19 protein-coding genes are annotated in these 20,505 nt (G+C 65.2%); 10 read left to right on the top strand and 9 right to left on the bottom strand.

Features of this window, described 5'->3' with window-relative positions; translation table 11 throughout:
• Window positions 1-15 precede the first annotated feature (15 nt).
• The 4 genes from rarD to AC07ZH_RS19040 all read left to right on the top strand — a co-directional run bounded on the left by rarD (window position 16) and on the right by AC07ZH_RS19040 (window position 6,578).
• Window positions 16-912, top strand: coding sequence for an EamA family transporter RarD (gene rarD, locus AC07ZH_RS19025; RefSeq protein WP_495200900.1), 897 nt, complete (start codon window positions 16-18; stop codon window positions 910-912).
• Window positions 913-980: 68 nt separating this feature from the next.
• Window positions 981-1,544, top strand: coding sequence for a DUF2242 domain-containing protein (locus AC07ZH_RS19030; protein WP_495200901.1), 564 nt, complete (start codon window positions 981-983; stop codon window positions 1,542-1,544).
• Between the two features lie 57 nt (window positions 1,545-1,601).
• Window positions 1,602-5,546, top strand: a complete 3,945-nt coding sequence (locus tag AC07ZH_RS19035) for an EAL domain-containing protein (protein WP_495200902.1) — start codon at window positions 1,602-1,604, stop codon at window positions 5,544-5,546.
• An 84-nt stretch (window positions 5,547-5,630) separates the two neighbouring features.
• The gene (locus AC07ZH_RS19040) at window positions 5,631-6,578 is read left to right on the top strand and encodes a CBASS cGAMP-activated phospholipase (RefSeq protein WP_158606131.1); all 948 of its coding nucleotides are present in this window, start codon (window positions 5,631-5,633) and stop codon (window positions 6,576-6,578) included.
• Between the two features lie 8 nt (window positions 6,579-6,586).
• Here AC07ZH_RS19040 and AC07ZH_RS19045 read toward each other — a convergent pair whose 3' ends face one another.
• Window positions 6,587-7,504, bottom strand: coding sequence for a peptidoglycan DD-metalloendopeptidase family protein (locus AC07ZH_RS19045; RefSeq protein WP_495200903.1), 918 nt, complete (start codon window positions 7,502-7,504; stop codon window positions 6,587-6,589).
• A 56-nt stretch (window positions 7,505-7,560) separates the two neighbouring features.
• Entirely contained in the window at window positions 7,561-7,809 is a 249-nt protein-coding gene (locus AC07ZH_RS19050) for a hypothetical protein (RefSeq protein WP_119108168.1), read from the bottom strand.
• Between the two features lie 144 nt (window positions 7,810-7,953).
• Here AC07ZH_RS19050 and AC07ZH_RS19055 point away from each other — a divergent pair, with 144 nt between their 5' ends.
• Entirely contained in the window at window positions 7,954-8,418 is a 465-nt protein-coding gene (locus AC07ZH_RS19055; RefSeq protein ID WP_495200904.1) for a methyltransferase family protein, read from the top strand.
• 35 nt (window positions 8,419-8,453) lie between these two features.
• On the opposite strand, the gene AC07ZH_RS19060 is transcribed toward AC07ZH_RS19055, so the two are convergent.
• Complete coding sequence (locus AC07ZH_RS19060) at window positions 8,454-8,882, bottom strand: DUF6691 family protein (RefSeq protein ID WP_119108166.1); 429 nt, start codon at window positions 8,880-8,882, stop codon at window positions 8,454-8,456.
• Entirely contained in the window at window positions 8,879-9,352 is a 474-nt protein-coding gene (locus AC07ZH_RS19065) for a YeeE/YedE family protein (protein ID WP_495200905.1), read from the bottom strand. Before AC07ZH_RS19065 ends, AC07ZH_RS19060 begins: the two co-directional genes overlap by 4 nt.
• A 59-nt stretch (window positions 9,353-9,411) precedes the next feature.
• Here AC07ZH_RS19065 and AC07ZH_RS19070 point away from each other — a divergent pair, with 59 nt between their 5' ends.
• The 3 genes from AC07ZH_RS19070 (at window position 9,412) to trhO (ending at window position 14,710) form a co-directional block, all read left to right on the top strand.
• Window positions 9,412-10,968, top strand: coding sequence for a class I adenylate-forming enzyme family protein (locus AC07ZH_RS19070; protein ID WP_495200906.1), 1,557 nt, complete (start codon window positions 9,412-9,414; stop codon window positions 10,966-10,968).
• 117 nt (window positions 10,969-11,085) lie between these two features.
• On the top strand, window positions 11,086-13,494 hold the full coding sequence (locus AC07ZH_RS19075; protein ID WP_495200907.1) for a protein kinase domain-containing protein: 2,409 nt from the start codon (window positions 11,086-11,088) through the stop codon (window positions 13,492-13,494).
• A gap of 202 nt (window positions 13,495-13,696) precedes the next feature.
• Entirely contained in the window at window positions 13,697-14,710 is a 1,014-nt protein-coding gene (gene trhO / locus AC07ZH_RS19080) for an oxygen-dependent tRNA uridine(34) hydroxylase TrhO (protein WP_495200908.1), read from the top strand.
• 138 nt (window positions 14,711-14,848) lie between these two features.
• Here the strand turns inward: trhO and AC07ZH_RS19085 are convergent, their stop codons facing one another.
• The 3 genes from AC07ZH_RS19085 to AC07ZH_RS19095 all read right to left on the bottom strand — a co-directional run bounded on the left by AC07ZH_RS19085 (window position 14,849) and on the right by AC07ZH_RS19095 (window position 17,882).
• Window positions 14,849-15,181 carry a hypothetical protein gene (locus AC07ZH_RS19085; RefSeq protein ID WP_495200909.1) on the bottom strand — a complete coding sequence of 111 codons (333 nt, stop codon included), beginning with the start codon at window positions 15,179-15,181 and terminating at the stop codon, window positions 14,849-14,851.
• Window positions 15,182-15,429: 248 nt separating this feature from the next.
• Window positions 15,430-16,413 carry an FHA domain-containing protein gene (locus AC07ZH_RS19090; RefSeq protein WP_495200910.1) on the bottom strand — a complete coding sequence of 328 codons (984 nt, stop codon included), beginning with the start codon at window positions 16,411-16,413 and terminating at the stop codon, window positions 15,430-15,432.
• Window positions 16,410-17,882 (bottom strand): S1 family peptidase, encoded by a 1,473-nt coding sequence (locus AC07ZH_RS19095; RefSeq protein ID WP_495200911.1) that lies wholly within the window; start codon window positions 17,880-17,882, stop codon window positions 16,410-16,412. The genes AC07ZH_RS19090 and AC07ZH_RS19095 overlap by 4 nt, the downstream gene beginning before the upstream one ends.
• A gap of 108 nt (window positions 17,883-17,990) precedes the next feature.
• Here AC07ZH_RS19095 and AC07ZH_RS19100 point away from each other — a divergent pair, with 108 nt between their 5' ends.
• Together AC07ZH_RS19100 and AC07ZH_RS19105 are read left to right on the top strand one after the other, a co-directional pair.
• Entirely contained in the window at window positions 17,991-18,686 is a 696-nt protein-coding gene (locus AC07ZH_RS19100) for a M14 family metallopeptidase (RefSeq protein ID WP_495200912.1), read from the top strand.
• Window positions 18,683-18,934, top strand: a complete 252-nt coding sequence (locus tag AC07ZH_RS19105; RefSeq protein WP_495200913.1) for a hypothetical protein — start codon at window positions 18,683-18,685, stop codon at window positions 18,932-18,934. Before AC07ZH_RS19100 ends, AC07ZH_RS19105 begins: the two co-directional genes overlap by 4 nt.
• Before the next feature lie 161 nt (window positions 18,935-19,095).
• On the opposite strand, the gene AC07ZH_RS19110 is transcribed toward AC07ZH_RS19105, so the two are convergent.
• Together AC07ZH_RS19110 and AC07ZH_RS19115 are read right to left on the bottom strand one after the other, a co-directional pair.
• Window positions 19,096-20,007, bottom strand: coding sequence for a bifunctional GNAT family N-acetyltransferase/nucleoside diphosphate kinase regulator (locus tag AC07ZH_RS19110; protein ID WP_495200914.1), 912 nt, complete (start codon window positions 20,005-20,007; stop codon window positions 19,096-19,098).
• Between the two features lie 219 nt (window positions 20,008-20,226).
• The coding region (locus tag AC07ZH_RS19115; protein WP_495200915.1) for a hypothetical protein at window positions 20,227-20,505 on the bottom strand (279 nt) is incomplete at its 5' end.

Below are 20,505 nucleotides of genomic sequence, written 5' to 3' on the forward strand. Positions count from 1 at the left end.
CGGTAGAGGCGCACCATGCTGAAGGGTGTCATCGCGTCGGTGCTGGCGTCGGTGCTGTTTGGTGTCATCTACTGGATATCGCCGTCTCTGAAACCTCTGACGGGCGAGCAGATTTTTGGCTGGCGCATGATCGCGACACTGCCGTTCACCACCGTGCTGCTGCTCTGGCGCGGCGAATGGTGCCAGGTGCGCGCCATTGCAGCGCGGGTGCGCGCCCGGCCCCTGCTGGGCGCGGCGCTGCTGCTGAGCGCCGCCATGGTCGGTGTGCAGCTGTGGCTGTTCATGTGGGCGCCCATGGCCGGCCGTGCGCTGCCGGTGTCGCTGGGCTACTTTCTGCTGCCGCTGGTGATGGTGCTGGTCGGCCGGGTGCTGTACCGCGAGCGCCTCTCGGGCCCGCACAAGCTGGCGACGGTGCTGGCAAGCGCTGGCGTGGGGGCGGAACTGCTGCGGGCTGGCGGTGTGTCCTGGGAGACCTGGCTGGTGGCGCTGGGCTACCCGCTGTACTTCGCCCTGCGCCGGCGCCTGCGCACCGAGCAGCTCGGCGGCCACTGGGTGGACATGGCCCTGGCCCTGCCTGTGGCGGCGTGGTTCGTGTTGCGTGCGCCGTCCACCGTGCCCACGGTGGCGGGCGATGGCGCCCTGGCCGCGCTGGTGTTGCTGGTCGGCGTGCTCAGCGCGGTGGCGCTGGCGCTCTACATGGCTGCCAGCGGTCTGTTGCCCATGGGGCTGTTTGGCTTGCTGACTTACGTGGAACCTGTGCTGCTGGCGCTGGTCGCATGGTGGCTGGGCGAGCGCCTGGCGCCGGGGCAGTGGCTGCTGTATGGCCTGGTGTTCGCGGCTGTCGGTGTGCTGGTGGCGGATGCGCTGCGCACGATGCTGCGTGCACAAGTGCTTACGAAGAATGTTGGTTAAAAGTGCCATCAGCGCTTATTTGGCCTAGGTTTGTTGCTATTCTTTGAAGAGTTTTTTTGCGGTTTGACATGGCTTTCTTTGTTCAATTGCGTGCCGTGCTGGCGGCTCTCCTGTGCGCGGTCTTGCTGGCCGGCTGTGGCTCTCCGGGGCACAGCGCTGCCACGCAGGAGCGCTTTGGTTCGGGCAACATGCATTCGCGCCTGTTCGATGCCACGCCAGCGCGCACCTGCGAGGCTGGGCGGCGTGCCTTGCTCAGCCAGGGCTATTTCGTCAATGTCGCCAGGCCCGATCTGGTCGAAGGCAGCAAGAGCTTCCAGCCGGACGCCGAGTCGCATATGCAGATGACCATCCGCGTGGTTTGCGTGCCCGATGGCGGCCAGGGCAGTGTCTCACTGGGCTTCGTGACGGCGCTGCAGGACAGCTATACCGTCAAGAAGGCCAACAACTCTGCCAGCCTTGGCGTGCCAGCGCTGGGCTCGCTCTCGCTGCCGTTCATGGCGGGCAGCGAGTCCCTGGTGAAAGTGGGGAGCCAGACCATCAATTCGGAAAAGTTCTACGACAGTTTCTTTGACATCGTCAAAGGCTACCTGCGGGATGATCCCGTGGATGAACCCGCTGCCGAGGCGAAATAGGGTTTCCATGGTCCGCAGGCCTGGAAAGCTGGGCCCCAGGCCCGCCATAATGGCCGGATGGACGTGCCTGAGCCTCAGCCCGAAGATTCTGGACAGTGGACCGAGGCGGTAGAAGAGTCTTTGCCCCAGTTGGGCGAGATGCTCGATCTGCTGCGGCGGCTCTGCGGGATCGATTTTGCCGGCTACAAGACGACTACGCTGACCCGCCGGGTGCGCCAGCGCATGGTCCGGCTGGGCGTTGAAAGCCCCAGTGACTATCTCGATCTCCTGCACCAGCAGGCTGCTGAGCGCGAAGTGCTCAGCGCCGAGCTGCTGGTGAACGTCACCGAGTTTTTCCGCGACCCCGAGGTGTTCGAGCAACTGGCCAGCGCAGTGCTGCCGGATTTGCTGCGCGGGCGCAACCCGGGCGAGGATCTGCGCATCTGGTGTGCCGGCTGCGCCAGCGGCGAGGAGGCGTATTCGATCGCCATGCTGGCCCTCGACGCCGCAGGGCGCCTGGGGTTTCATGGCAATGTGAAGGTCTTCGCCACCGATCTGGCGCCAGAAGTTCTGGCACAGGCCTCGCGTGGGCGCTACGCCGCCGACGCCCTCGCCTCGGTGCCGGAGGACTTGCAGCGCCGCTTCCTGCAGGCCGACTCTGCAGGCAGCCTGCGCGCTGATACCAGCCTGCGCCGCCACCTGGTGTTTGCCCGCCACAACCTGCTCTCAGATCCACCATTCACCAACATTGATCTGGCGCTGTGCCGCAATTTGCTGATTTACCTCAAGCCCGAGGCGCAGTTCCGGGCTTTGTCGCAGTTGCATTTCGCGCTCAAGCAACAGGGTCTTCTGCTGCTGGGTGCCAGCGAGAACGTCGGCGCGTTTGAGTCCAGCGCGTTTTCGGTCGTGGACCGCACGCACAAGCTGTTTCGCAAACAACCGGCGGTGCTGCACCGCAATTTTGATGCCCACACGGTCAATGCCCAGGCGGTTCCGGCGATTCCGTCCATGCCGCCTTTGGAGTCCGCGCAAACGCCTGAAGGGCTGGCAGCCGAGTTGGACGCGACGCGCGAGCGCCTGCACGAGATGGTGCTGGAACTGCAAGCCAGCCACGAGCGCCTGGACCTGGGCAACGAGGAACTCACGGCGTCCAACGAGGAGCTGCAGAGCACCAATGAAGAGCTCAAATCCGTGAACGAGGACTTGTACGCACTCAATAAGGAACTGGAGAAGCGCAACGACGAACTCGATGCCCTCAACCGCGATTACGACCACCTGCTTGACAGCACCGAGATTGGCACCGTCTTCCTTGACATGAACCTGTGCGTACGGCGCTTCAGCCCCGGCGTGAACGACTTCCTGGCGCTGCGGGCCAGTGACATCGGCCGCTCCGTGGGGGATATCCGCTACCGCCTGGGTGCGCAGGAGGCATTCCTGGACGATCTGCGCCGCTGCGCCAGCGGCGAACAGCGCGTAGAGCGCGAAGCCATGCTGCCCGACGGGCGCTGGGTGTTCGAGCGCATGCTGCCCATTTTCAACGCCGACCGCCAGGGCGACGGAGTGGTCCTGACCTGGACCGAAATCAGCAAGATCAAGCACATCGAGTCGCTTGCAGAAAAGCTCGCCGCCGAGCGCCAGCGCCTGCTCGATATTCTGGAGGCATTGCCCGACGGGGTGTACATCGTCAATGCCGAGTACGAGATCGAATACATCAACCCAGCGCTGCAGCGCGAATTTGGCGACGTGATGGGGCGCAAGTGCCACGATTATTTTCACCAGAATGCCTCGCCATGCACCTGGTGCAAGAACCCCGAGGTGCTCGCCGGCAAGATGGTGCAATGGCAATGGGTGTCTCCCAAGGGGCGCACCTACGATCTTTTTGACATTCCGCTGAAGAATGCGGACGGCAGCATCAGCAAGCTGGAGCTGTTCCATGACATCACCGAGATGCAGGAAGCACGGCGCGGCATGCGCGAAGCAGCCCGCATTGCACGCGTGGGGCACTGGGAATGGAACATCGCCAGCCAGGAGTTGCACTGGAGCGACGAAACCTTTGCCTGCTTTGGCTATGCGCCGGGCCAAGTGAAACCAAGTTTCGAGGGTTTTCTCAGCCATGTCGAGCCTGCGGACCGGTCGCGGGTGCGCAAGGCCGTGGACGATGCGCTGGCGGGTGACGCCGCCTACGAAATCGAGTTTCGCTTTCGCCGTGTCGACGGCAGCCTCAGCGTTGGCTTTGCCAGCGGCAGCGTGCAGCGCGACGGCGAAGGTCAGCCGCTCTCATTGGGCGGAGCACTCCAGGACATCACCAGCCTGCGCGAGAGCGAGATGCGCTTCAAGGTTGCTTTCCGCGCCAGCCCGCTGGCCGCCTCCATTTCACGCGTACGCGATGGCATGTTCGTGGAAGTGAACGATCGCTACACCACCTGGTTCGGCTGGTCGCCTGCCGAGCTGGTGGGGCGCACCATCTTGGAGGTGGGTTTGTGGGCCGATCTGGGGGTGCGCGAGGCTTGGCGCGAGGAATTGCGGCGCAAAGGCTCCACCTTGGAGTTCGAGGCCGTATGGGTCTGCAAGAGTGGCGAGCACCGGCAGGTCAGCCTGTCGGCGGAACTCATTGAGGTCGACGAAGAGCAGCACGTGGTTGTCTTTGTGCAGGACATTACCGAGCGCAAGGAAAATGCCGCCCGCATTGAATTTCTGGCGCACCACGACCCGCTCACCCATTTGCCCAACCGCGTGTTGTTTCGCGACAGGTTTGACCTGGCCAAGGCATGGTCCGAACGCAGTGGCAGCAAGCTGGCACTGATGTACCTGGACCTGGACCATTTCAAGACCATCAACGACACCTTGGGCCACCCGGTGGGAGACCTGCTGCTGCAGCAGGTGGCCGAGCGGCTCACCACCACCTTGCGCGACACCGACACCATCAGCCGCCAGGGCGGCGATGAGTTCCTGATTGCGCTTACCGACGTGCAGGACGTGGAATCGGTCGGGCGCATTGCCGACAAGGTGATCGAAGCGCTCGCCCGACCTTTTCATATTGAAGGCCACGAGCTGGCGGCGACGCTCTCCATGGGCATTGCACTCTGGCCCGACGATGGGGCCGACTTCGATACCCTGCTGCAACGTGCCGACACGGCGATGTACCGCGCCAAGGACGCCGGACGCAACACCTACGTGTTCTACACCGGCGAGATGAATGTCCAGGCGCTGGAAAACCTCAAGATGCGCTCGGCCCTGCACTGGGCGCTGGACCAGCGGGAATTTGTGCTGCATTACCAACCGCAGATCGACCTGGCGAGCGGGGTGGTGGTGGGTTTTGAAGCTTTGCTGCGTTGGCAGCGCAGCGACGGCGAGCTGATTCCGCCCGGCCGTTTCATCCCGGCGGCCGAAGACAGCGGCCAGATCGTGCCAATTGGTGAGTGGGTGCTGCGCGAAGCCTGCGCGCAGGCCATGCGCTGGCAGCAGGCGGGCCTGCCCGAGTTGACCATGGCAGTCAACCTCTCGGTCGTGCAGTTCAAGCGCGGCGACCTGCTGGCCAGCGTCACGCAGGCGCTGGAGGAATCGGGCCTGGACCCCGGCCGGCTGGAGCTGGAACTGACCGAATCGCTGCTGCTCGACGACGCCGACCACAACCTGGAGACGGTGCGCCGCCTCAAGGCGCTGGGGGTGTGCCTGTCGATCGATGACTTCGGCACCGGGTATTCGAGCCTGGCCTACCTGCGCCGTTTTTCGGTGGACAAGCTCAAGATCGACCAATCCTTCGTGCGCGACATCGTCAGCGATCCGGAAGACGCTGCCATCGTGCGCGCCATCATCAGCATGGCGCGCAGCCTGAAACTGCGCGTCATTGCCGAAGGTGTCGAGAGTGAGGAGGTCGCGCGCATCCTGGGCCTCTACCACTGCCATGAAGCGCAGGGTTACCATTTCGCCCGCCCCATGCCTGAGCAGGCCGTGACCGACTGGATGTTTGCGCGTGAGGGCGGCCCTGAGGTAGTTTCAGGTCGAAATTCCACGCGGACCTGATCCTGCCAGACGCAGCAGTGCCCAAGACTTTGTCCGGGCGAAGCAAGCGCTGTTCTTTTTTATGCCCCGCCCGCAATGCCCAGCATGACCAGCCCCAACGAATTTCGCATCCTATCGCTCAGCGGGGGAGGGTATCTGGGCCTGTATACCGCCGTGGTTCTTGCTGACCTGGAAGCCCGGGTGGGGGAACCGCTGGGCCGGCGTTTTGACCTGATTGCCGGCACTTCCGTTGGCGGCCTGCTGGCGATGGCCTTGGCCTTCGAAGTGCCGATGGCGCAGATCGTGCGGCTCTTTGTCGAGCGTGGCGAAGAGGTGTTTTCCTCACGCCGCCTGCCCGGTGGCACGGTCACGCGCCTGCTGGACATGACGCGTTCGGTGCTTGGCCCCAAGTACACCGGAGAAGCCCTGCGGCGCGAACTGGCGAAACATTTTGGCGACCGCACCATGGGCGACGCCCAACACGCCGTGGTGGTTCCGGCGGTGGACGTCAGCCGCAGTGTCACCAAGGTGTTCAAGACGCCCCATACCCAGGGCTCGCTGGGCGACGAGGCACTGTCCGCGGTAGACGTGACGCTCGCCACCTGCGCTGCGCCGGCGTATTTTCCGTGCGTCAAGGTGGGAGAGCGCTTGTACGCCGATGGCGGGCTTTTTGCCGTGGCGCCAGATCAGGTGGCGCTGCACGAGGCGCAGCACTTCATGGGCGCCAAGCAGGCCAAGGTGCGCATGCTCGCCGTAGGCACCGCCACCATGGGCTACCAGCCCGCCGACAATGTGGAGGCCGACGCCGGAGCTGTCGGTTGGCTAAGCGAGGGGCGTTTGATCCTGACTCTGATCTCGGTGCAGCAGCAGCATGTGGAGGCAGTCATGGAAGACCTGTTGGAAGAGCGCTACCTGCGCATTGACGCGCACTGGCCGGCGCAGGCAGGCCTGGGGATTGACGTTGCCACGCCAGAAGCCACCAAGACCCTGATGGCACTGGGGCAGAAAACCCTGAGCGAACTGGACCGGGATCGCCTGGCGATGTTTCTCTGATGCCCGCGTCAAGCTGGCAGAAACAGCGCAGGGTCCACCATGCAGCGGTTGAGCATTACGCCCCAATGCAGGTGTGGCCCCGTCACGCGGCCGGTGGCGCCGACAGCGCCCACACGCTGACCTGCGTCCACGGTGTCTCCCACTTGCACGTCGATGGCGCTCAGGTGGCAGTCCATGGTGAGCAGGCCGCCTCCATGGTCCAGCCACACGGTGTTGCCGTTGAAAAAGTAGTTGCCCGTGTCGATGACGCGTGCCGGGAGCGGCGCTAGCACCGGCGTTCCGGTAGCGGCAGCGATGTCCATGCCGCTGTGCGGATTGCGCGCCTGGCCATTGAACACCCGGCGCAGCCCAAATGAGCTGGAGCGCCGGCCCGGCACCGGCACTTGCAAGGCCAGGCTGCGCGGCAGCGGCGTGCTGAACGTGGCCATCACACCGGCCTGGTGCGCGCGCTCGCGTTCCCAGCGGGCTTCGTCCTCGGGTGACAAATCCACCGTGTGCGGTGCCACCGTCAGCCGCTGCTCGCGGTACTGCTTGGGCGCGATGGTGTAGGCAATGGTGCGGCTGCTGCCGCCTGCGTCCTCCACGCGGATCTGCGCCGCGCCGGTACTGGCCGAGAGGGCAATGCCCAGCACTGCCGTCCAGCCCCTGGGGTCCCCCAGCACCAGCAAAGGCACCTCGCTGGCACCGTCCGTGGCAGCCGTGAAGGCGCGTGGGCGTGCAGCCGCCGGACCGAGCGCCAGGCGCGCCACGCCGCCGGGCACCTGCAGCGTGCGCGGCAGCGGGCCGTCAGTGCGATTGGCGGGGGCTGCCCAGGCAGGCCGCAGTGCCGGCCAGGTCGCCACCGCGAGCGCACCGGCCAGTGCCCAGCGACGGGACGGCATACCAAGCGTGGGGGATGAATCGGGGGTGTAGCGCAGTGCAGGCATGGTTGGCAAGCCTACCAGTGTGCGCACGCGGGCGCTGGCTGGCTAAGCTATGTGCTTCAGTGCGTCACGAATTCATAGCGCACGAGCTCGCTGTCCACCATGTCCAGCAAATCGTTCAGTACTTCGTCATCGTCGGCGCTGGCCCAGGTGTCTTCCGGGTTGGCGGCAAACAGGGGTTCGATGGTCAGATCGAGGTAGGTGCCATCGGGCAGCTTGAGCACGGGCGTGCCCTCGGAGGTGTCGGCCAGTTCCCAATCGTCGGGAACGGACATTTCGAGTTCGATGGTGACGTGGAGTTTTTTCATGGTGGGATGGTGCGGGTTTCGACACGAGGAGCATACCCGGCGCGTCGGGCTTGGAGCAGTGCGCTAAAGTGCCTTATACCCTTTGTGTGCCCGATGAACAGCTTGCATCATGGTGGGTACCACCCTTTGAATGTTGTGCCGCTCATGTCTGCCCTCGAACTCAAAATTCCTCCGCCACTGGTCGCTGCCATTACGGCTGCAGCCATGGTGTCTGCGTCGCTCTGGCTCGGGCCTGTACTGGCGCTGCCGGCAGGTGTACGCGTAGGCGGCGCTCTGGTCCTTGCTGCAGTGGGCGTCGGCTGTGACCTGGCGGGCCTGGTCGCCTTCAGGCGGGCAAAAACGACCGTCAACCCCATGGCGCCGCACACCAGCACGCATGTCGTGACGACAGGCATCTACCGCATCACGCGCAACCCCATGTACCTTGGGTTGGTGCTTATTCTGCTGGGTTTGGCGCTGTACCTGGCCGCACCCTGGGCCTTGCTCGGGCCGCCAGCGTTTGCGGCCTACATCACACGTTTTCAGATCTTGCCGGAGGAGCGCGTGCTCACCGAGCGCTTCGGCGCCGCCTACACCGCCTACCGCAGCCAGGTGCGCCGGTGGCTGTAGTGCAGAAAACTGGGGTCTGACCCCAATTTACCAATTTATTGGTGCCTGGCGCGCAGGCCCTGGGCCAGTGCGCCCAGGGCAATGCCGGCCAGCGCCCACAAGAGCGTCCAGTTGCCAGTGCCCAGACCCGCAATGGCCGGGCCGGGGCAGACGCCGCACAGGCCCCAGCCGATGCCGAACAGGGCAGCGCCGCGCACGGTGTCGCGGTTCCACACGCTGGCGTGGTGGTGAAAGCGCTCTCCGATCAGTGGGCGCGAGAGCATGCGCGGCGCCAACTGGTAGGCGACCAGCGTGACCCCCATGGCGCCGCCCATCACGAGCATCAGCCCGAAATCCTGAAAGCGCAGGAAACCCAGTACCACTTCGGGCCGAACCATGGTGGAGACGGCCAGGCCAAAGCCAAACAGCGCGCCGGCCACCAGCACGGTGACAAAGCGCGGCAGGTTCATGCGTTGCGCGCTCATGCCAGCCACCTTGCGGCCAAATTGGCGGTGAGGAAGGCCGTGGCCATGAAGGTCAGCACGGCCAGAAGCGAGGGCCACTGCAGCGAGCCCAGCCCGCAAATGCCATGGCCTGAGGTACAGCCATTGCCCAGCCGCGCGCCGTAGCCCACCAGGACACCCCCGAGCAGCAAACGCCATGCCGGCAGGCCCGTGGTTTGCGGTGCGCCATGGGCAAGGACCAGCCACCACAGCAAGGCGCCGAGCACCAGTCCCAGCGCAAAGACCAACCGCCAACCGCGCGAATCGGTGAATCTGGCTTGCTGAAAGAATGGCCGCTGGACCACGAACGACCAGGTGGATGAGAACACCGTGCTCATGCCGCCCACCAGGCCGGTGAGCACAAACAACAGCGCCACGCCGGTGCCAATGAGTACGCCGCCGAGCAGGTAGTGCTGCCAGCCCAGAGGAAAGAGGGAATGCGCCAGGTCCATGGGCTGCATTATCTGGGCGGGTCTGCACGCTGTCTGCGGGGAGCATGGAAAATGCTGGCATGAGCCTCATTCACCTGTTGCAGCGCCACGCCCGCCTGTCCCCCGATCGCCCCGCCATCTTCGAAGGCCGCAAGCCCTGGGCGAGCTACGGCGAATGGGCCGCGCGCAGTGCCGCGCTGGCCGGGCGCATGTGCGCCGCGGGTCTGGTGCCCGGCGACCGGGTGCTGCTGTTCATGCGCAACCACCCTCGGTATCTGGAGGTGCTGTGCGCCGCCTGGTGGGCCGGCCTGGTGGTGGTGCCGGTCAACGCCAAGCTGCACCCGCGCGAAACCGAATGGATCGTGGACAACGCCCAGGCGCGCTGGGGCTTCGTGACCGCCGATGTGGCGCCCGGACTGCTGGCTGGGCTGGAGCGGCAAATCGACGTCGAGTCGCCCGAAGCCAACGCCTTGCTGGCGCCGGTGAATGACCCGTGGGCCGTGCCCACCGCCGAGCGTGCCCCGGACGACGTCGCCTGGCTGTTCTACACCAGCGGCACCACCGGCCGGCCCAAGGGCGTGATGCTCACGCACCGCAACCTCATGACCATGGGGCTGACGTACTTCATCGACGTGGACCCGGTGGCCGCGCAGGACGCCATCGTTTACGCCGCGCCCATGTCGCACGGCGCCGGGCTGTATGCCATCCCGCATTTGATGGCGGGTGCGCGCCACGTGGTGCCCCAGTCCGGCGGGGTGGACCCGGCCGAGCTGTTTGCGCTGGGCTGGGAACTGGGCGGCCTCTCCACCTTTGCTGCCCCCACCATCGTCAATCGCCTGGTGGACCACGCGCAGCAGGCGGGACTGGACCAGCAGGCCTGTGCCCGCGCCTTCAAGACCATTGTCTATGGTGGTGCGCCCATGTACGTGGCGGACATCCAGCGTGCGCTCCAGGTCATGGGGCCCCGCTTTGTACAGATCTATGGCCAGGGCGAAACGCCCATGGTCGCCACCGCGCTCTCGCGTGCGCAACTGGCGGACGCCGCGCATCCGCGCTACCTGGAACGTCTCGCTTCGGTGGGCGTCGCCCAGACACCGGTGCAGTTGTGCGTGGCCGACGAACACGGCGCTGAGCTGCCGCTGGGCGAGGTGGGTGAGGTGCTGGTGCGGGGCGACAGCGTCATGGCCGGCTACTGGCGCAATCCCGAGGCCACGGCGGCGGCCTTGCGCGGTGGCTGGCTGTTTACCGGCGACGTCGGCTGTCTGGACGCTGATGGCTTTCTTACGCTCAAAGACCGCAGCAAGGACCTCATCATCAGCGGTGGCTCCAACATCTACCCGCGCGAGGTGGAAGAAGTCCTGCTCACCGCCCCCGGCGTGGCAGAAGTGGCCGTAGTGGGCGCGCCGGACCCGGCCTGGGGCGAAGTGGTCGTCGCTTTCGTGGTGTTGCAACCCGGCGCCGCGACCACCACCGAAACGCTCGACCAGCACTGCCTGGCGCAGATGGCGCGCTTCAAGCGGCCCAAGCACTACCGCGTCGTGCAGGCGCTGCCCAAGAACAACTACGGCAAGGTGCTCAAGACGGCGCTGCGCGAGCAGTGGCTGGAATCTGCCGAGGCTGTTTCAGGCCATCGCTGACGGCATTTACACCGTTTGTCGGCCATTGCGCGGTAGTGCTTTCAGGGTTTCGGCAGGGGCGCGAGAGGCGCAGCACATGCCATACTTCACAGAGATATTTGGTCAGCCGCAACTCCCATGAAAACCCACATCGGTCGTTTTGAGCTCAAGCGAATGTTGGGGCAGGGGGCACAGGCACAGGTCTGGCTGGCATTTGACCCGCGCCTGGAGCGCGAGGTCGCCATCAAGCAGATGAAACCGGTGCCCCCGCAGGAGGCATCCGCCGTCCAGCAATGGCTGCAGGAAGCGCGCAGCGTCAGCCGCCTGACGCACGCCAACATCGTGCCGGTGTTTGAAGCCGATGTGCACGAGCACCAGCCCTATCTGGTGTTTGAATACGTGGCAGGGCAGACCTTGGCCCAGCGCCTGGCAGGGCAAGGCGCAATCCCCGCTAACGCGGCGGTACCCATCTTGCAGGACGTGCTCAGTGCCCTGGTGGTAGCGCACGCCGGTGGCGTGGTCCACCGCGATCTCAAGCCCTCCAACGTGCTGCTCGATACCAATGGGCGGGCCAGAGTCATGGATTTCGGCATTGCCGCCCGCATGGGCCGCGCGCAGGCAGGCGCCAAGGGGCAGGATGCGGCCGGAAGCCCCGGCTACATGGCGCCCGAAGCGATTCGGGGCGAAGCCATTTCCTCGTTGATGGACGTGTATGGCGCCGGGCTCCTGCTGGCCGAAGTGCTGTGGGGCAAGCCCATCAGAACCGGGACGGATGCCATGAAAGCCCTGCAGCGTGCTGCCCGCGAGCCACTGCAGCTGCCCGCAGGGCTGCTCGAAGGGCTGGACGATGCCCTGCGGGCCATCGTGCTGCGCGCCACGGCCTTTGATCCCCAGCAGCGCTACGCAGGCGCACAGGCATTTCTCGATGCCTTGCGCAAGTGGTCCGGCGCGCACACGGATGAGGCGCAAGCGCCCAGCTCCGCCATGCAGAACAGCACCCTCGAATTTCTGCTGCGCCGCATGCGCAGCAAGAGCGATTTCCCGGCGCTGTCCGAGTCGATTGGCAAGATTCAAAGCATGGCGTCTTCCGACAAGGAAAGCGTCAGCAGCGTCACCAACGAAATCCTGAAAGATGTGGCGCTGACCAACAAGCTGCTGCGCCTGGTCAACAGCGCGCACTATGCACGCGGCACCAGCATCGGCACGGTCTCGCGCGCGGTGAGCCTGGTGGGCCTGAACAACATTCGCAACATGGCGCTCAGCCTGGTGCTGCTTGAACACATGCAGGACAAATCCAACGCGCATCTGCTCAAGGAGGAATTCCTGTGTGCCCTGATGGCCGGGTCGGTCGCGGGCGAAATGGGTCGCTCTACCAAAGAAGGCGAAGAGGCCTTCATTGGTGCTTTGTTTCAGAACCTTGGACGCATGCTGGCGCAGTTCTATTTTCCAGAAGAGGCAGCCGATGTTCGCAAGCTGGTCACTGCGGTGCGCGAGCCTGTCGATGAGGATGTCGCCTCCACCCGTGTGCTGGGCATTACCTACGAGGCGCTCGGTCTGGGGATCGCCAAGGCCTGGGGCCTGCCCGAGAGCATCCAGCGCTGCATCGTGCGGCCGCCCGGCGAGCCACCCGGCCGGGTTCCAGCCGACGCACTGGAACGTTTGCGCTGGAGCGCACGCGCCGCCAACGACATGGCCGATGCCATGCTGCACACCGATCCACGGGAGGTGGACGTGCGCATTGCCCGGGTCGCCCGGACCTATGCAAGGACCCTGGGGCTGAGCGTGGACGCTATGCAGGCTGCCACGGCTACGGCGCGCAAGAAGCTCGTTGAGTTGGCGCAGGCCATGGCCATTACCGTGCGCGCCAATTCCCGCGCGGCGCAGTTGCTCCAGGGAGCCGGCGACGCACCAGTGCCAGCGCCGGCAACGTCCACCGGGGGGCAGGATGCCCTTGCCGCGACCGAGCTACAGGCCACCCAGAAACTGCCCGCCTCGCCGGAGGCGGACCCGCAAGGCAACGAGCAAGTCTCGGAAATCCTGGCCGCCGGTATTCAGGACATCACCAATGCGATGGTGGAAGAGTTCAAGCTCAGCGACGTGCTGCGCATGATTCTGGAGACCATGTTTCGCGCGCTGGACTTCCACCGCATCGTGTTCTGCATGCGTGAGTCCAAGAGCGATATTCTGACGGGTCGCTTTGGGCTGGGCGTGGGCGTGGAGGGCGCCGTCAAGCTGTTTCGCGTGCCCGTGGGCAACATCGGTGGCGAACAAGACCTGTTCGCCACCATTTGTGCCAAGGGGGCGGACACCCTCATCAGCGACGCCAGTGCACCCCGCATCGCCGAGCGCCTGCCCGATTGGTACCGCAAGGCTGTCGACGCCCCCACTTTTCTGATCCTGCCGTTGCTGCTCAAGGGGCGTGCGTTCGGCATGATCTATGCCGACAAGGCAGAGCTGGGCAGCCTGGTGGTCGATGAAAAAGAGCTGGCCATGCTGCGCACCCTGCGCAACCAGGCGGTGATGGCGTTTCGGCAGTCGTCGGGCTAGCGCTTTTTGTATAAGTGCTAGGGACGTTCATGTAAGAACCTCCCTAGAGGACGATTTGACTGCCATTGTTTGAACCCGAAGCGCCGGTGCTTTCACGCGTATTGGATGTGTGGGCGCTGAGCCACTCCACTGCGCGCACGCTTGGCCCGCAGGGCCGGGCAGCGCGATGGCAGCCGGGTGCCCTCGCTATGATTTCCCTCCAATGCCCCACTACCTCACCGCCGCCCTCTACCAATTCGTCGATCTGCCCGACTACGCCGCATGGGTCGCGCCGCTGCAGGCCTGCTGCGATGCGCACGGCGTCAAAGGCACCTTGCTGCTGGCGGAAGAAGGTATCAACGGCACCATTGCCGGCTCGCCTGAGGGGGTGCACGCGGTGCTGGCCTGGCTGCGCGCAGACCCAAGGCTGGCGGGCCTGCAACACAAGGAAGCCACCGCCGAGGTTCTGCCTTTTTACCGGATGAAGGTGCGGCCGAAGCGCGAAATCGTCACGCTGGGCGTGCCAGGGCTCAACCCCGCGCAAAACGCCGGCACCTACGTCAAACCCGCCGACTGGAACGCGCTGATCGACCAGCCCGACGTGGTGCTGATCGATGTGCGCAACGACTACGAAGTGAAGATCGGCAGCTTCGAAGGCGCCATTGATCCGCTGACCAAAACCTTCTCCGAACTGCCCGGTTGGGTCGAGCGCGAGGCCCAGCCCGGCGGTGCGCTCGCTGGCGCTGGTGGCCAAAAGCCGCGCGTGGCCATGTTTTGCACTGGCGGCATTCGCTGCGAAAAATCAACCGCCTACCTGCGCACGCAGGGCTTCGACGAGGTGTACCACCTCGAAGGCGGCATCCTCAAATACCTCGAAACTGTTCCGGCCGAGCACAGCCGTTGGCACGGCGATTGTTTTGTCTTCGACGAGCGTGTGTCCGTCGGCCATGGCCTCGCGCCCGGCCACCACGAGCTGTGCCGCTCATGCCGTTGGCCGCTCGGGCCCGACGAGATCGCCTCGCCGCTGTTCGAGCGCGGCATCAGTTGCCCTTACTGCCACGGCACGCGCAGCGCGCAAGCGTTGGTGGGCCTGGCCGAGCGGCAAAGACAGGTGGATTTGGCGCGCCAGCGGGCGCAGCCGCACATCGGTGCGCGCATGCCGGAAAAAAACGGTCCTGGCGCCAAGAGTGAAGGGCAGACGCAGTGCGAGTCGCCGCTCGATAACGGTGGCGATTGAGCGCGCTGGCGTCAGACGAGCAGCGCAGGCATGGGGGTCGGATCACGATTTCGCGCAGCGAAACGCGTGCTCAGACCCCCATCCCGGAACCTTGGGTGCGGCGCTGGCAAGCCGAAAGCGCAACGGCCTTCCCAGCCCTCACGCCTGCCACACCCCAAACCCCGCAGAGCGCAAGTCGATCCCCACCTCGATCTCCTTGTCCACGGCGTCCTCGTAGCCCATGGGGTTGAAGCCTTCGTACAAGTCCGGCAGCAGGCGCAGGCCGTACCGCGTGACGTAGCGGTTGGCCTGAATGCCGGCCTTGTGCTTGTCGAAGCGCACGTCCGGGTCCAGGCCCGTCATGCCCACGTAAACACAAGGTTTGCCGTCGATATAGCCTGGGTTGTTCTTGCGGAACTTGGCCTCCAGCAACACGTCCGGGTGCAGTTCGACCACATAGACATGGTGGTGGGCGCGGCGGCGGCGGGGCATGCGGCGCAGTGTAATCGTCCGCGCATTTATTAGGTCAAATCGGCCTCTAGCGCTTACGCAGCAAGCGCAAGCAGCTACCAATTTTGAATTTTTAACAGCAGGCGGTTCGCTTGGCTTGCGGCGACGGGCCGCGCGCCGTGCAACCCACGCGCCGCATCAACCGCCAGCCTGCCGGCAAATAATGGGTGTGGCGCCCCGCCATTAAGCCTTTCAGCAAGAGGGGGCGGGGCGAACCGCCTACGGCGCTGCTATTTGTCGTCGTCCGCATGGCCATCGCTGAGCAGACGGCGGTCCAGCCGGCCGCGCAGCGCCTGGGTTTCCTGCAGAAACTGCGGAATAGGGACAGCCGGCGCAACCCGCAGACTTGGCGGGAAAAGGCTGCTCATGTAGAGCTCGTTCGACAGGCGCATGCGATCGAGCCACTGCGTCCCGAGCCACGCCGGCACGGCCAGCAGCACCATTGCGCCCACGGCCCACGCCAGGCCGGCACGGCGGCGCGGCAGTACGGCGGCCAGGTGCGCATAGATACCAGCCGCCAGGACCAGCGATGTCAGCAGGTAGTCGAAGCGCGAAAGCGCCTCCCACGAGAAGGCAAAAGCCGCCAGACTGGCCGCCCCATCCACCGCCTCGACCGCCAAGACCATCGTGCAGGCGATGCGCACGTGGCGCCAGAACTGCAAACGGTGGTCGAACACCTTGTTGGCAATCGCCCACAGGCCACACCAGGCGCCCAGCACCACCACCAAGGTGAGCAGCAAGCCGGGCAGCGATTGGAGGTATTTCGAAACGTCGTTGGCCTCCAGCCACGACGAGCCAAGGGCTGCGGCCACGGTTAGCGCCACCAGGAGCACCGTGGCAGCCACGTTGTGCCGCGAGGATGGGGGCAAGGCTTGCTCGGCGGCAACCGGTGCGTCGGCCAGACGCAGCGCAAGGCGGGTGCGGCCGATTTCCAGCGGTACGCCGCCGGGCCAGTCAAACCACTTGCCGCTGCCATAGCGCTTGCCCCTCAGCGTGGCACCGTTCACGGTCTGGCCCACCTGAATACTCACCAGGCGCGGGGCTTCCATCGGGCGATCGGCGCGCAGGTGCACGGGCGCAATGTGCGGATCGTCCAGCACCAGGTCGCAGTCGAGGCTTCGGCCCACGGTGAAGGGCCAGCGCGTGACGGGCGCGCGCGCCAGCAGGGTGCCGTGGCGGTCAAAGGCTTCAATGAGCGCGAGTAGCTGCGTCATGGCGCTGCCTCCCAGCGAAACGCCCGCAGGTAGTGGTCCGCCAGCTTGAGGCCGTTGTCGAAAGCGACACCACGCACGTCCAGGCGGCCGAGCACGCCTCGCGTCGGTTGGTTGACGGTCGCGACCAACACGGTCATGTCGTACAGGCTGCGCAGCTTGCGGTAGGCCGACATGCAGATCACCGCCCGCAGTGGCAGGCTGCCCTGGTCCACGTAGCGCTCGGTGCACTCGACAGCGGTCTGGCGGCCGTTGCCGCGCTTGAGAAAGGGCTCGTTGCCAAAGCTCTGCGAATAGGTGCGGGCGAAACGCGCGGCGCCCAGGGTTGGCGCGTCGTAGGCTTCGTAGCTCAGCCGCACCATGCCCGTGCTGAAGTCGCCCGCGACCACATCGCTATCGACCTGGCACTTGGTGCGCTCCAGGTTCAGCGCATGAAAGTCCGGGTCGCGCCCCGAGCCCCAGCAGCGCGCAAGCGTATCGTCTGGCACCGGCACCAGGTAACTGCCGTGGCGCTGCTCCTTGAACGGCGTTTGCAAGAAGCGCTCGGTCAGCAGTTGCTGGTGCACCAGCAACTGCCGCGTCACCTCGGCGTAGGCCGGTTGGGCGATGGGCTGGGCGTGGGCGGCGCGCTGCACCAGCGCCTGGGCGAACTCGGCGGGTATCAGAAAGCTCACCTGCTCGCCATCGAGTCGCTTGGCCACGTTGACGCCCAGCACCCGCCCCGCATCGTCCACCGCCGGCCCGCCGCTCATGCCGGGGTTGAGCGTGCCGCCAAAGAAGATGCGCGGGTAAAAGCTGCGCCGCACCAGCCCGTTGTAGGTGCCCTCGGTCACGGCAAAACCGATGTCCAGCGGGTTGCCCAGTGAATAAATGCGCTCGCCCTGGGCCATGGCGTCGGCCGCAGGCCGAAAACTCAGCACCGGCGCGGGTGCCGTCCGGGCCTTGGCGCGCAGCACGGCCAGGTCGTGCTGAACGTCAAACGCCAGCAGCTCGACCGCGCCTTGCTGCCCATCAATCGTGACGTACACGCCGCTGTAGCGCTCGGGCTCCAGCGCGAGCTGGCTCGCCACATGGAAGTTGGTGACGATCAGCCCATCGGCCGACACAAAAAAACCCGAGCCGGTGGACGCCTGGGTGTTGGAGTTGCGCAGCAGCGTGCGGATCTGCACCAGCTTGTCGCGCGACAGCTCATAAATGCGTCGGGCGTTGCCTGACAGCGCCTCTGCAGGGGCCGGCGCTGAAGGCACTGCTGCGGGTGCAGGCGGTGCGGTGCCCGGTGCGATGGCGGGTGCGATGACTGGCGTGGGCGCCGCACCCGCTTCGCTTGCGCCCGGCGGCACAGCGGCCTGCTCGCGAACCACCGGAGCACCCGTAGAGGCCTCGTTTGGAGCGTTTTGGGCGCTTGCCAGACCGCAGGCCAGCAAAAGAAAGGGGGCGACAAGCTGGAGCGGCCAGCGGGTGGGGGAGGGCATCGCGGCATTTTAAGAACGTCCTGCGACAAGCCCTTTGGCCTCGTTGGGCCTGTCTACCCCGTCAGTCGCGGGTTTGCCCATTCACCAGCCACTCCATCCCACGCACCCATGCCATCGACCGCCCACTATCCCATCGGCACGCCCGGCCAACTCTGGGGCGCCGCAGAACGCGACCAGTGGCGCGCACGCCAGTTGCGCCAGCGCAGCTACGCCGACGACGTGCTCACGGCCATTGAGGCACTGCGGGGCCGGTTGGATGTGGAGATGTACGGCGATGTGATTTATGCCGACACACAGCACCCGGCAGAGCGCTTTCCCCTGCTGGCCCTGCGCAGCCGCCACTGGCAACCCGGCCTGCCCAGCGTGCTCGTCACCGGTGGGGTGCACGCCTATGAGACGAGTGGCGTGCACGGCGCGCTGCGGTTTGTGGACACGCAGGCCGAGCGCTTTGCAGTCCGCGCCAACCTGCTGGTGGTGCCCTGCGTCAGCCCCTGGGTGTACGAGCGGTTTCAGCGCTGGAACTTAGACGCCATCGACCCCAACCGGTCGTTCCGCGATGGCTCTCCCGCGCAGGAGTCAGCCGCCCTCATGCACCTGCACCGCCGCAGGGCCAGTTCGCCGCCCACATTAACCTGCACGAGACCACTGATACCGACGAATCCGCATACCGCCCCGCCGTGGCCGCGCGCGACGACAAGGTGTTCGAGCCCGGCAGCATCCCCGACGGCTTCTACCTGGTGGACGACACCGAAAACCCCCAGCCCACGTTTCAGCAGGCCATCATTGAAGCCGTCCGCCGCGTGACGCACATCGCGCCCGCGGACGACAAGAACGAAATCATCGGCTCGCCCGTGGTGGCCCCGGGCGTCATCCACTACCCGATGAAGCAGTGGGGCCTGTGCGCGGGCATCAGCGGCGCACGCTACACGACAACGACGGAGGTGTACCCCGACAGCCCGCGCGCCACGCCCGAGCAGTGCATTGAGGCGCAGGTGGCTGCGGTGTGTGCGGCGGTGGAGTTTGTGTGCCAGTCCAGCCCTTCGCCAGATTGAGGCTGATTTGAGGTAAAATTGGCCTCTAGCGCTTGATGGGTAAGCGCTGGAAGCTATGAAATTGATAGTTATCAAGTGAGCGTATTTACCCGCCAGCCGAATGCGTAGCCCCGCACCGAAGGCGCTTGCCTGGGCAGCCTGATGGCGGCGCTAAGCACCCCCTACAGGTGGTAGTGGCCCGCCGCTTCGGGCTGGTACAGCACCTTGCCGATCCGGATGTGGCAGGTGCGATTCGGCATCCGCCAGCTGAAGGCATCGCCCGCTCGGTAGCCCAGGATCGCGGTGCCAATGTCGGAGAGCACCGAAAGCTTTCCGGCGCGCTCGTCTGCGTCTTCGGGGTACACCAGCGCGACCTCGCGCTCCTCGTCGTCCACGTGCAGCAGGGCCTTGGAGTTCATCGTCACCACATCATCGGCCACGTTCCACGGATCGACCACGATGGCGCGCTCGATCTCATGCTCCAGCTCAAACACGGTGGGGCCGTGCTCTACCTCCACCAGATTCTTGAGCCGGGCTTTGTCGATCTCGGTGATGTAAATGTCTGAGGTATGGGCTGCAGGGCTTTCCCGCAGAAGCCTCAGATAACGTTCCGAACTCATCGACAACGACTTCATCACTGGCGACTCGCTCTCCAGCACAAAGCCGCCATGCAGAAACGCTTTGACCGAGCGCACGTTGTCCGGGTGGATCTTGGCGATGAGCTTCTCGGCCTGCATGTCAAAGAAAGCGAGCTTCAAGCCCTCGCGGATGGCGCTGGCGCCCAGTTTGCGGCCCCAGTTGTCGCGGTTGCCGATGACCAGCACCATCTCGCACTCCGTCCCCTGCTTGACGAGGCGCACAAACCCCACAGGAACGTCGTGGCGGTCATAGGCCATGAAGAAGCGGCCGCCCTGGTTGAATAAATGCGTCAAGATGGGCAGTTGCACCCGCCCGATGACCTGCTCGATGAAGCGGGAAACGTGGCGCGAGTCGCTCAGGAAGCGCGTCACGTCCTCGTCTTCCAACCAGTCCATCAACGTCAGCGCGTCGGCCCGCGTGATCTCCGGGCACAGAGAAATGAAAGGCTTGTCCATCTTCACCCCCATTGGGTCCAAAGTATGAAAGCCTTCCATGGGCATGGCATGGCCATGACGGTTCTTTCGAAGACCGCGGATTCTAGCGGGGTTGGCAATTCCGCAAGTGCCACCGGTGCATCGGCTGGCTCCGCCGGGGGCATTCAGGGGGGAGCTACTGCCTGACTGTTGCTGGTGGTGCCTCCAGCGGTAGGGTTCGTGCCTTTCTTTCGGCAGCGCTTAGCGCTGGTCGCCCAGAGCGCCAAGCAACCGCGCGCTCACCTCAGCCGCGTCGGGCGTGGCGAACTGTATGTTGTGCTGCTCCGTCAGCGGCCCATGGCCAGGCTCCATGCGGCCAGAAGCGTCGTAACCCATGGCCTTGAACTTCCACACCCCGCCGACCAGCTTGAGCGAGCCCACATGCGCGCCGTCGGTTGTGTGCACCGCCACCACGGCGGCGTTGACGGGCAACAACTGCAAGGAGCCCGCCAGTGGGCCGGGCGGCACGGGGGCGAAGGT

This window comes from Simplicispira sp. GW247-4R2A, assembly GCF_059424465.1.

What these genes read in the sequence shown, in the direction of transcription:
- AC07ZH_RS19090 (WP_495200910.1), bottom strand. Translation starts at nt 16,413, where the DNA reads ATGACGCAGCTACTCGCGCTCATTGAAGCCTTTGACCGCCACGGCACC.
- AC07ZH_RS19085 (WP_495200909.1), bottom strand. Translation starts at nt 15,181, where the DNA reads ATGCCCCGCCGCCGCCGCGCCCACCACCATGTCTATGTGGTCGAACTG.
- rarD (WP_495200900.1), top strand. Translation starts at nt 16, where the DNA reads ATGCTGAAGGGTGTCATCGCGTCGGTGCTGGCGTCGGTGCTGTTTGGT.
- trhO (WP_495200908.1), top strand. Translation starts at nt 13,697, where the DNA reads ATGCCCCACTACCTCACCGCCGCCCTCTACCAATTCGTCGATCTGCCC.
- AC07ZH_RS19050 (WP_119108168.1), bottom strand. Translation starts at nt 7,809, where the DNA reads ATGAAAAAACTCCACGTCACCATCGAACTCGAAATGTCCGTTCCCGAC.
- AC07ZH_RS19035 (WP_495200902.1), top strand. Translation starts at nt 1,602, where the DNA reads ATGGACGTGCCTGAGCCTCAGCCCGAAGATTCTGGACAGTGGACCGAG.
- AC07ZH_RS19070 (WP_495200906.1), top strand. Translation starts at nt 9,412, where the DNA reads ATGAGCCTCATTCACCTGTTGCAGCGCCACGCCCGCCTGTCCCCCGAT.
- AC07ZH_RS19055 (WP_495200904.1), top strand. Translation starts at nt 7,954, where the DNA reads ATGTCTGCCCTCGAACTCAAAATTCCTCCGCCACTGGTCGCTGCCATT.
- AC07ZH_RS19100 (WP_495200912.1), top strand. Translation starts at nt 17,991, where the DNA reads ATGCCATCGACCGCCCACTATCCCATCGGCACGCCCGGCCAACTCTGG.
- AC07ZH_RS19075 (WP_495200907.1), top strand. Translation starts at nt 11,086, where the DNA reads ATGAAAACCCACATCGGTCGTTTTGAGCTCAAGCGAATGTTGGGGCAG.
- AC07ZH_RS19045 (WP_495200903.1), bottom strand. Translation starts at nt 7,504, where the DNA reads ATGCCTGCACTGCGCTACACCCCCGATTCATCCCCCACGCTTGGTATG.
- AC07ZH_RS19110 (WP_495200914.1), bottom strand. Translation starts at nt 20,007, where the DNA reads ATGGACAAGCCTTTCATTTCTCTGTGCCCGGAGATCACGCGGGCCGAC.
- AC07ZH_RS19040 (WP_158606131.1), top strand. Translation starts at nt 5,631, where the DNA reads ATGACCAGCCCCAACGAATTTCGCATCCTATCGCTCAGCGGGGGAGGG.
- AC07ZH_RS19065 (WP_495200905.1), bottom strand. Translation starts at nt 9,352, where the DNA reads ATGGACCTGGCGCATTCCCTCTTTCCTCTGGGCTGGCAGCACTACCTG.
- AC07ZH_RS19030 (WP_495200901.1), top strand. Translation starts at nt 981, where the DNA reads ATGGCTTTCTTTGTTCAATTGCGTGCCGTGCTGGCGGCTCTCCTGTGC.
- AC07ZH_RS19095 (WP_495200911.1), bottom strand. Translation starts at nt 17,882, where the DNA reads ATGCCCTCCCCCACCCGCTGGCCGCTCCAGCTTGTCGCCCCCTTTCTT.
- AC07ZH_RS19060 (WP_119108166.1), bottom strand. Translation starts at nt 8,882, where the DNA reads ATGAGCGCGCAACGCATGAACCTGCCGCGCTTTGTCACCGTGCTGGTG.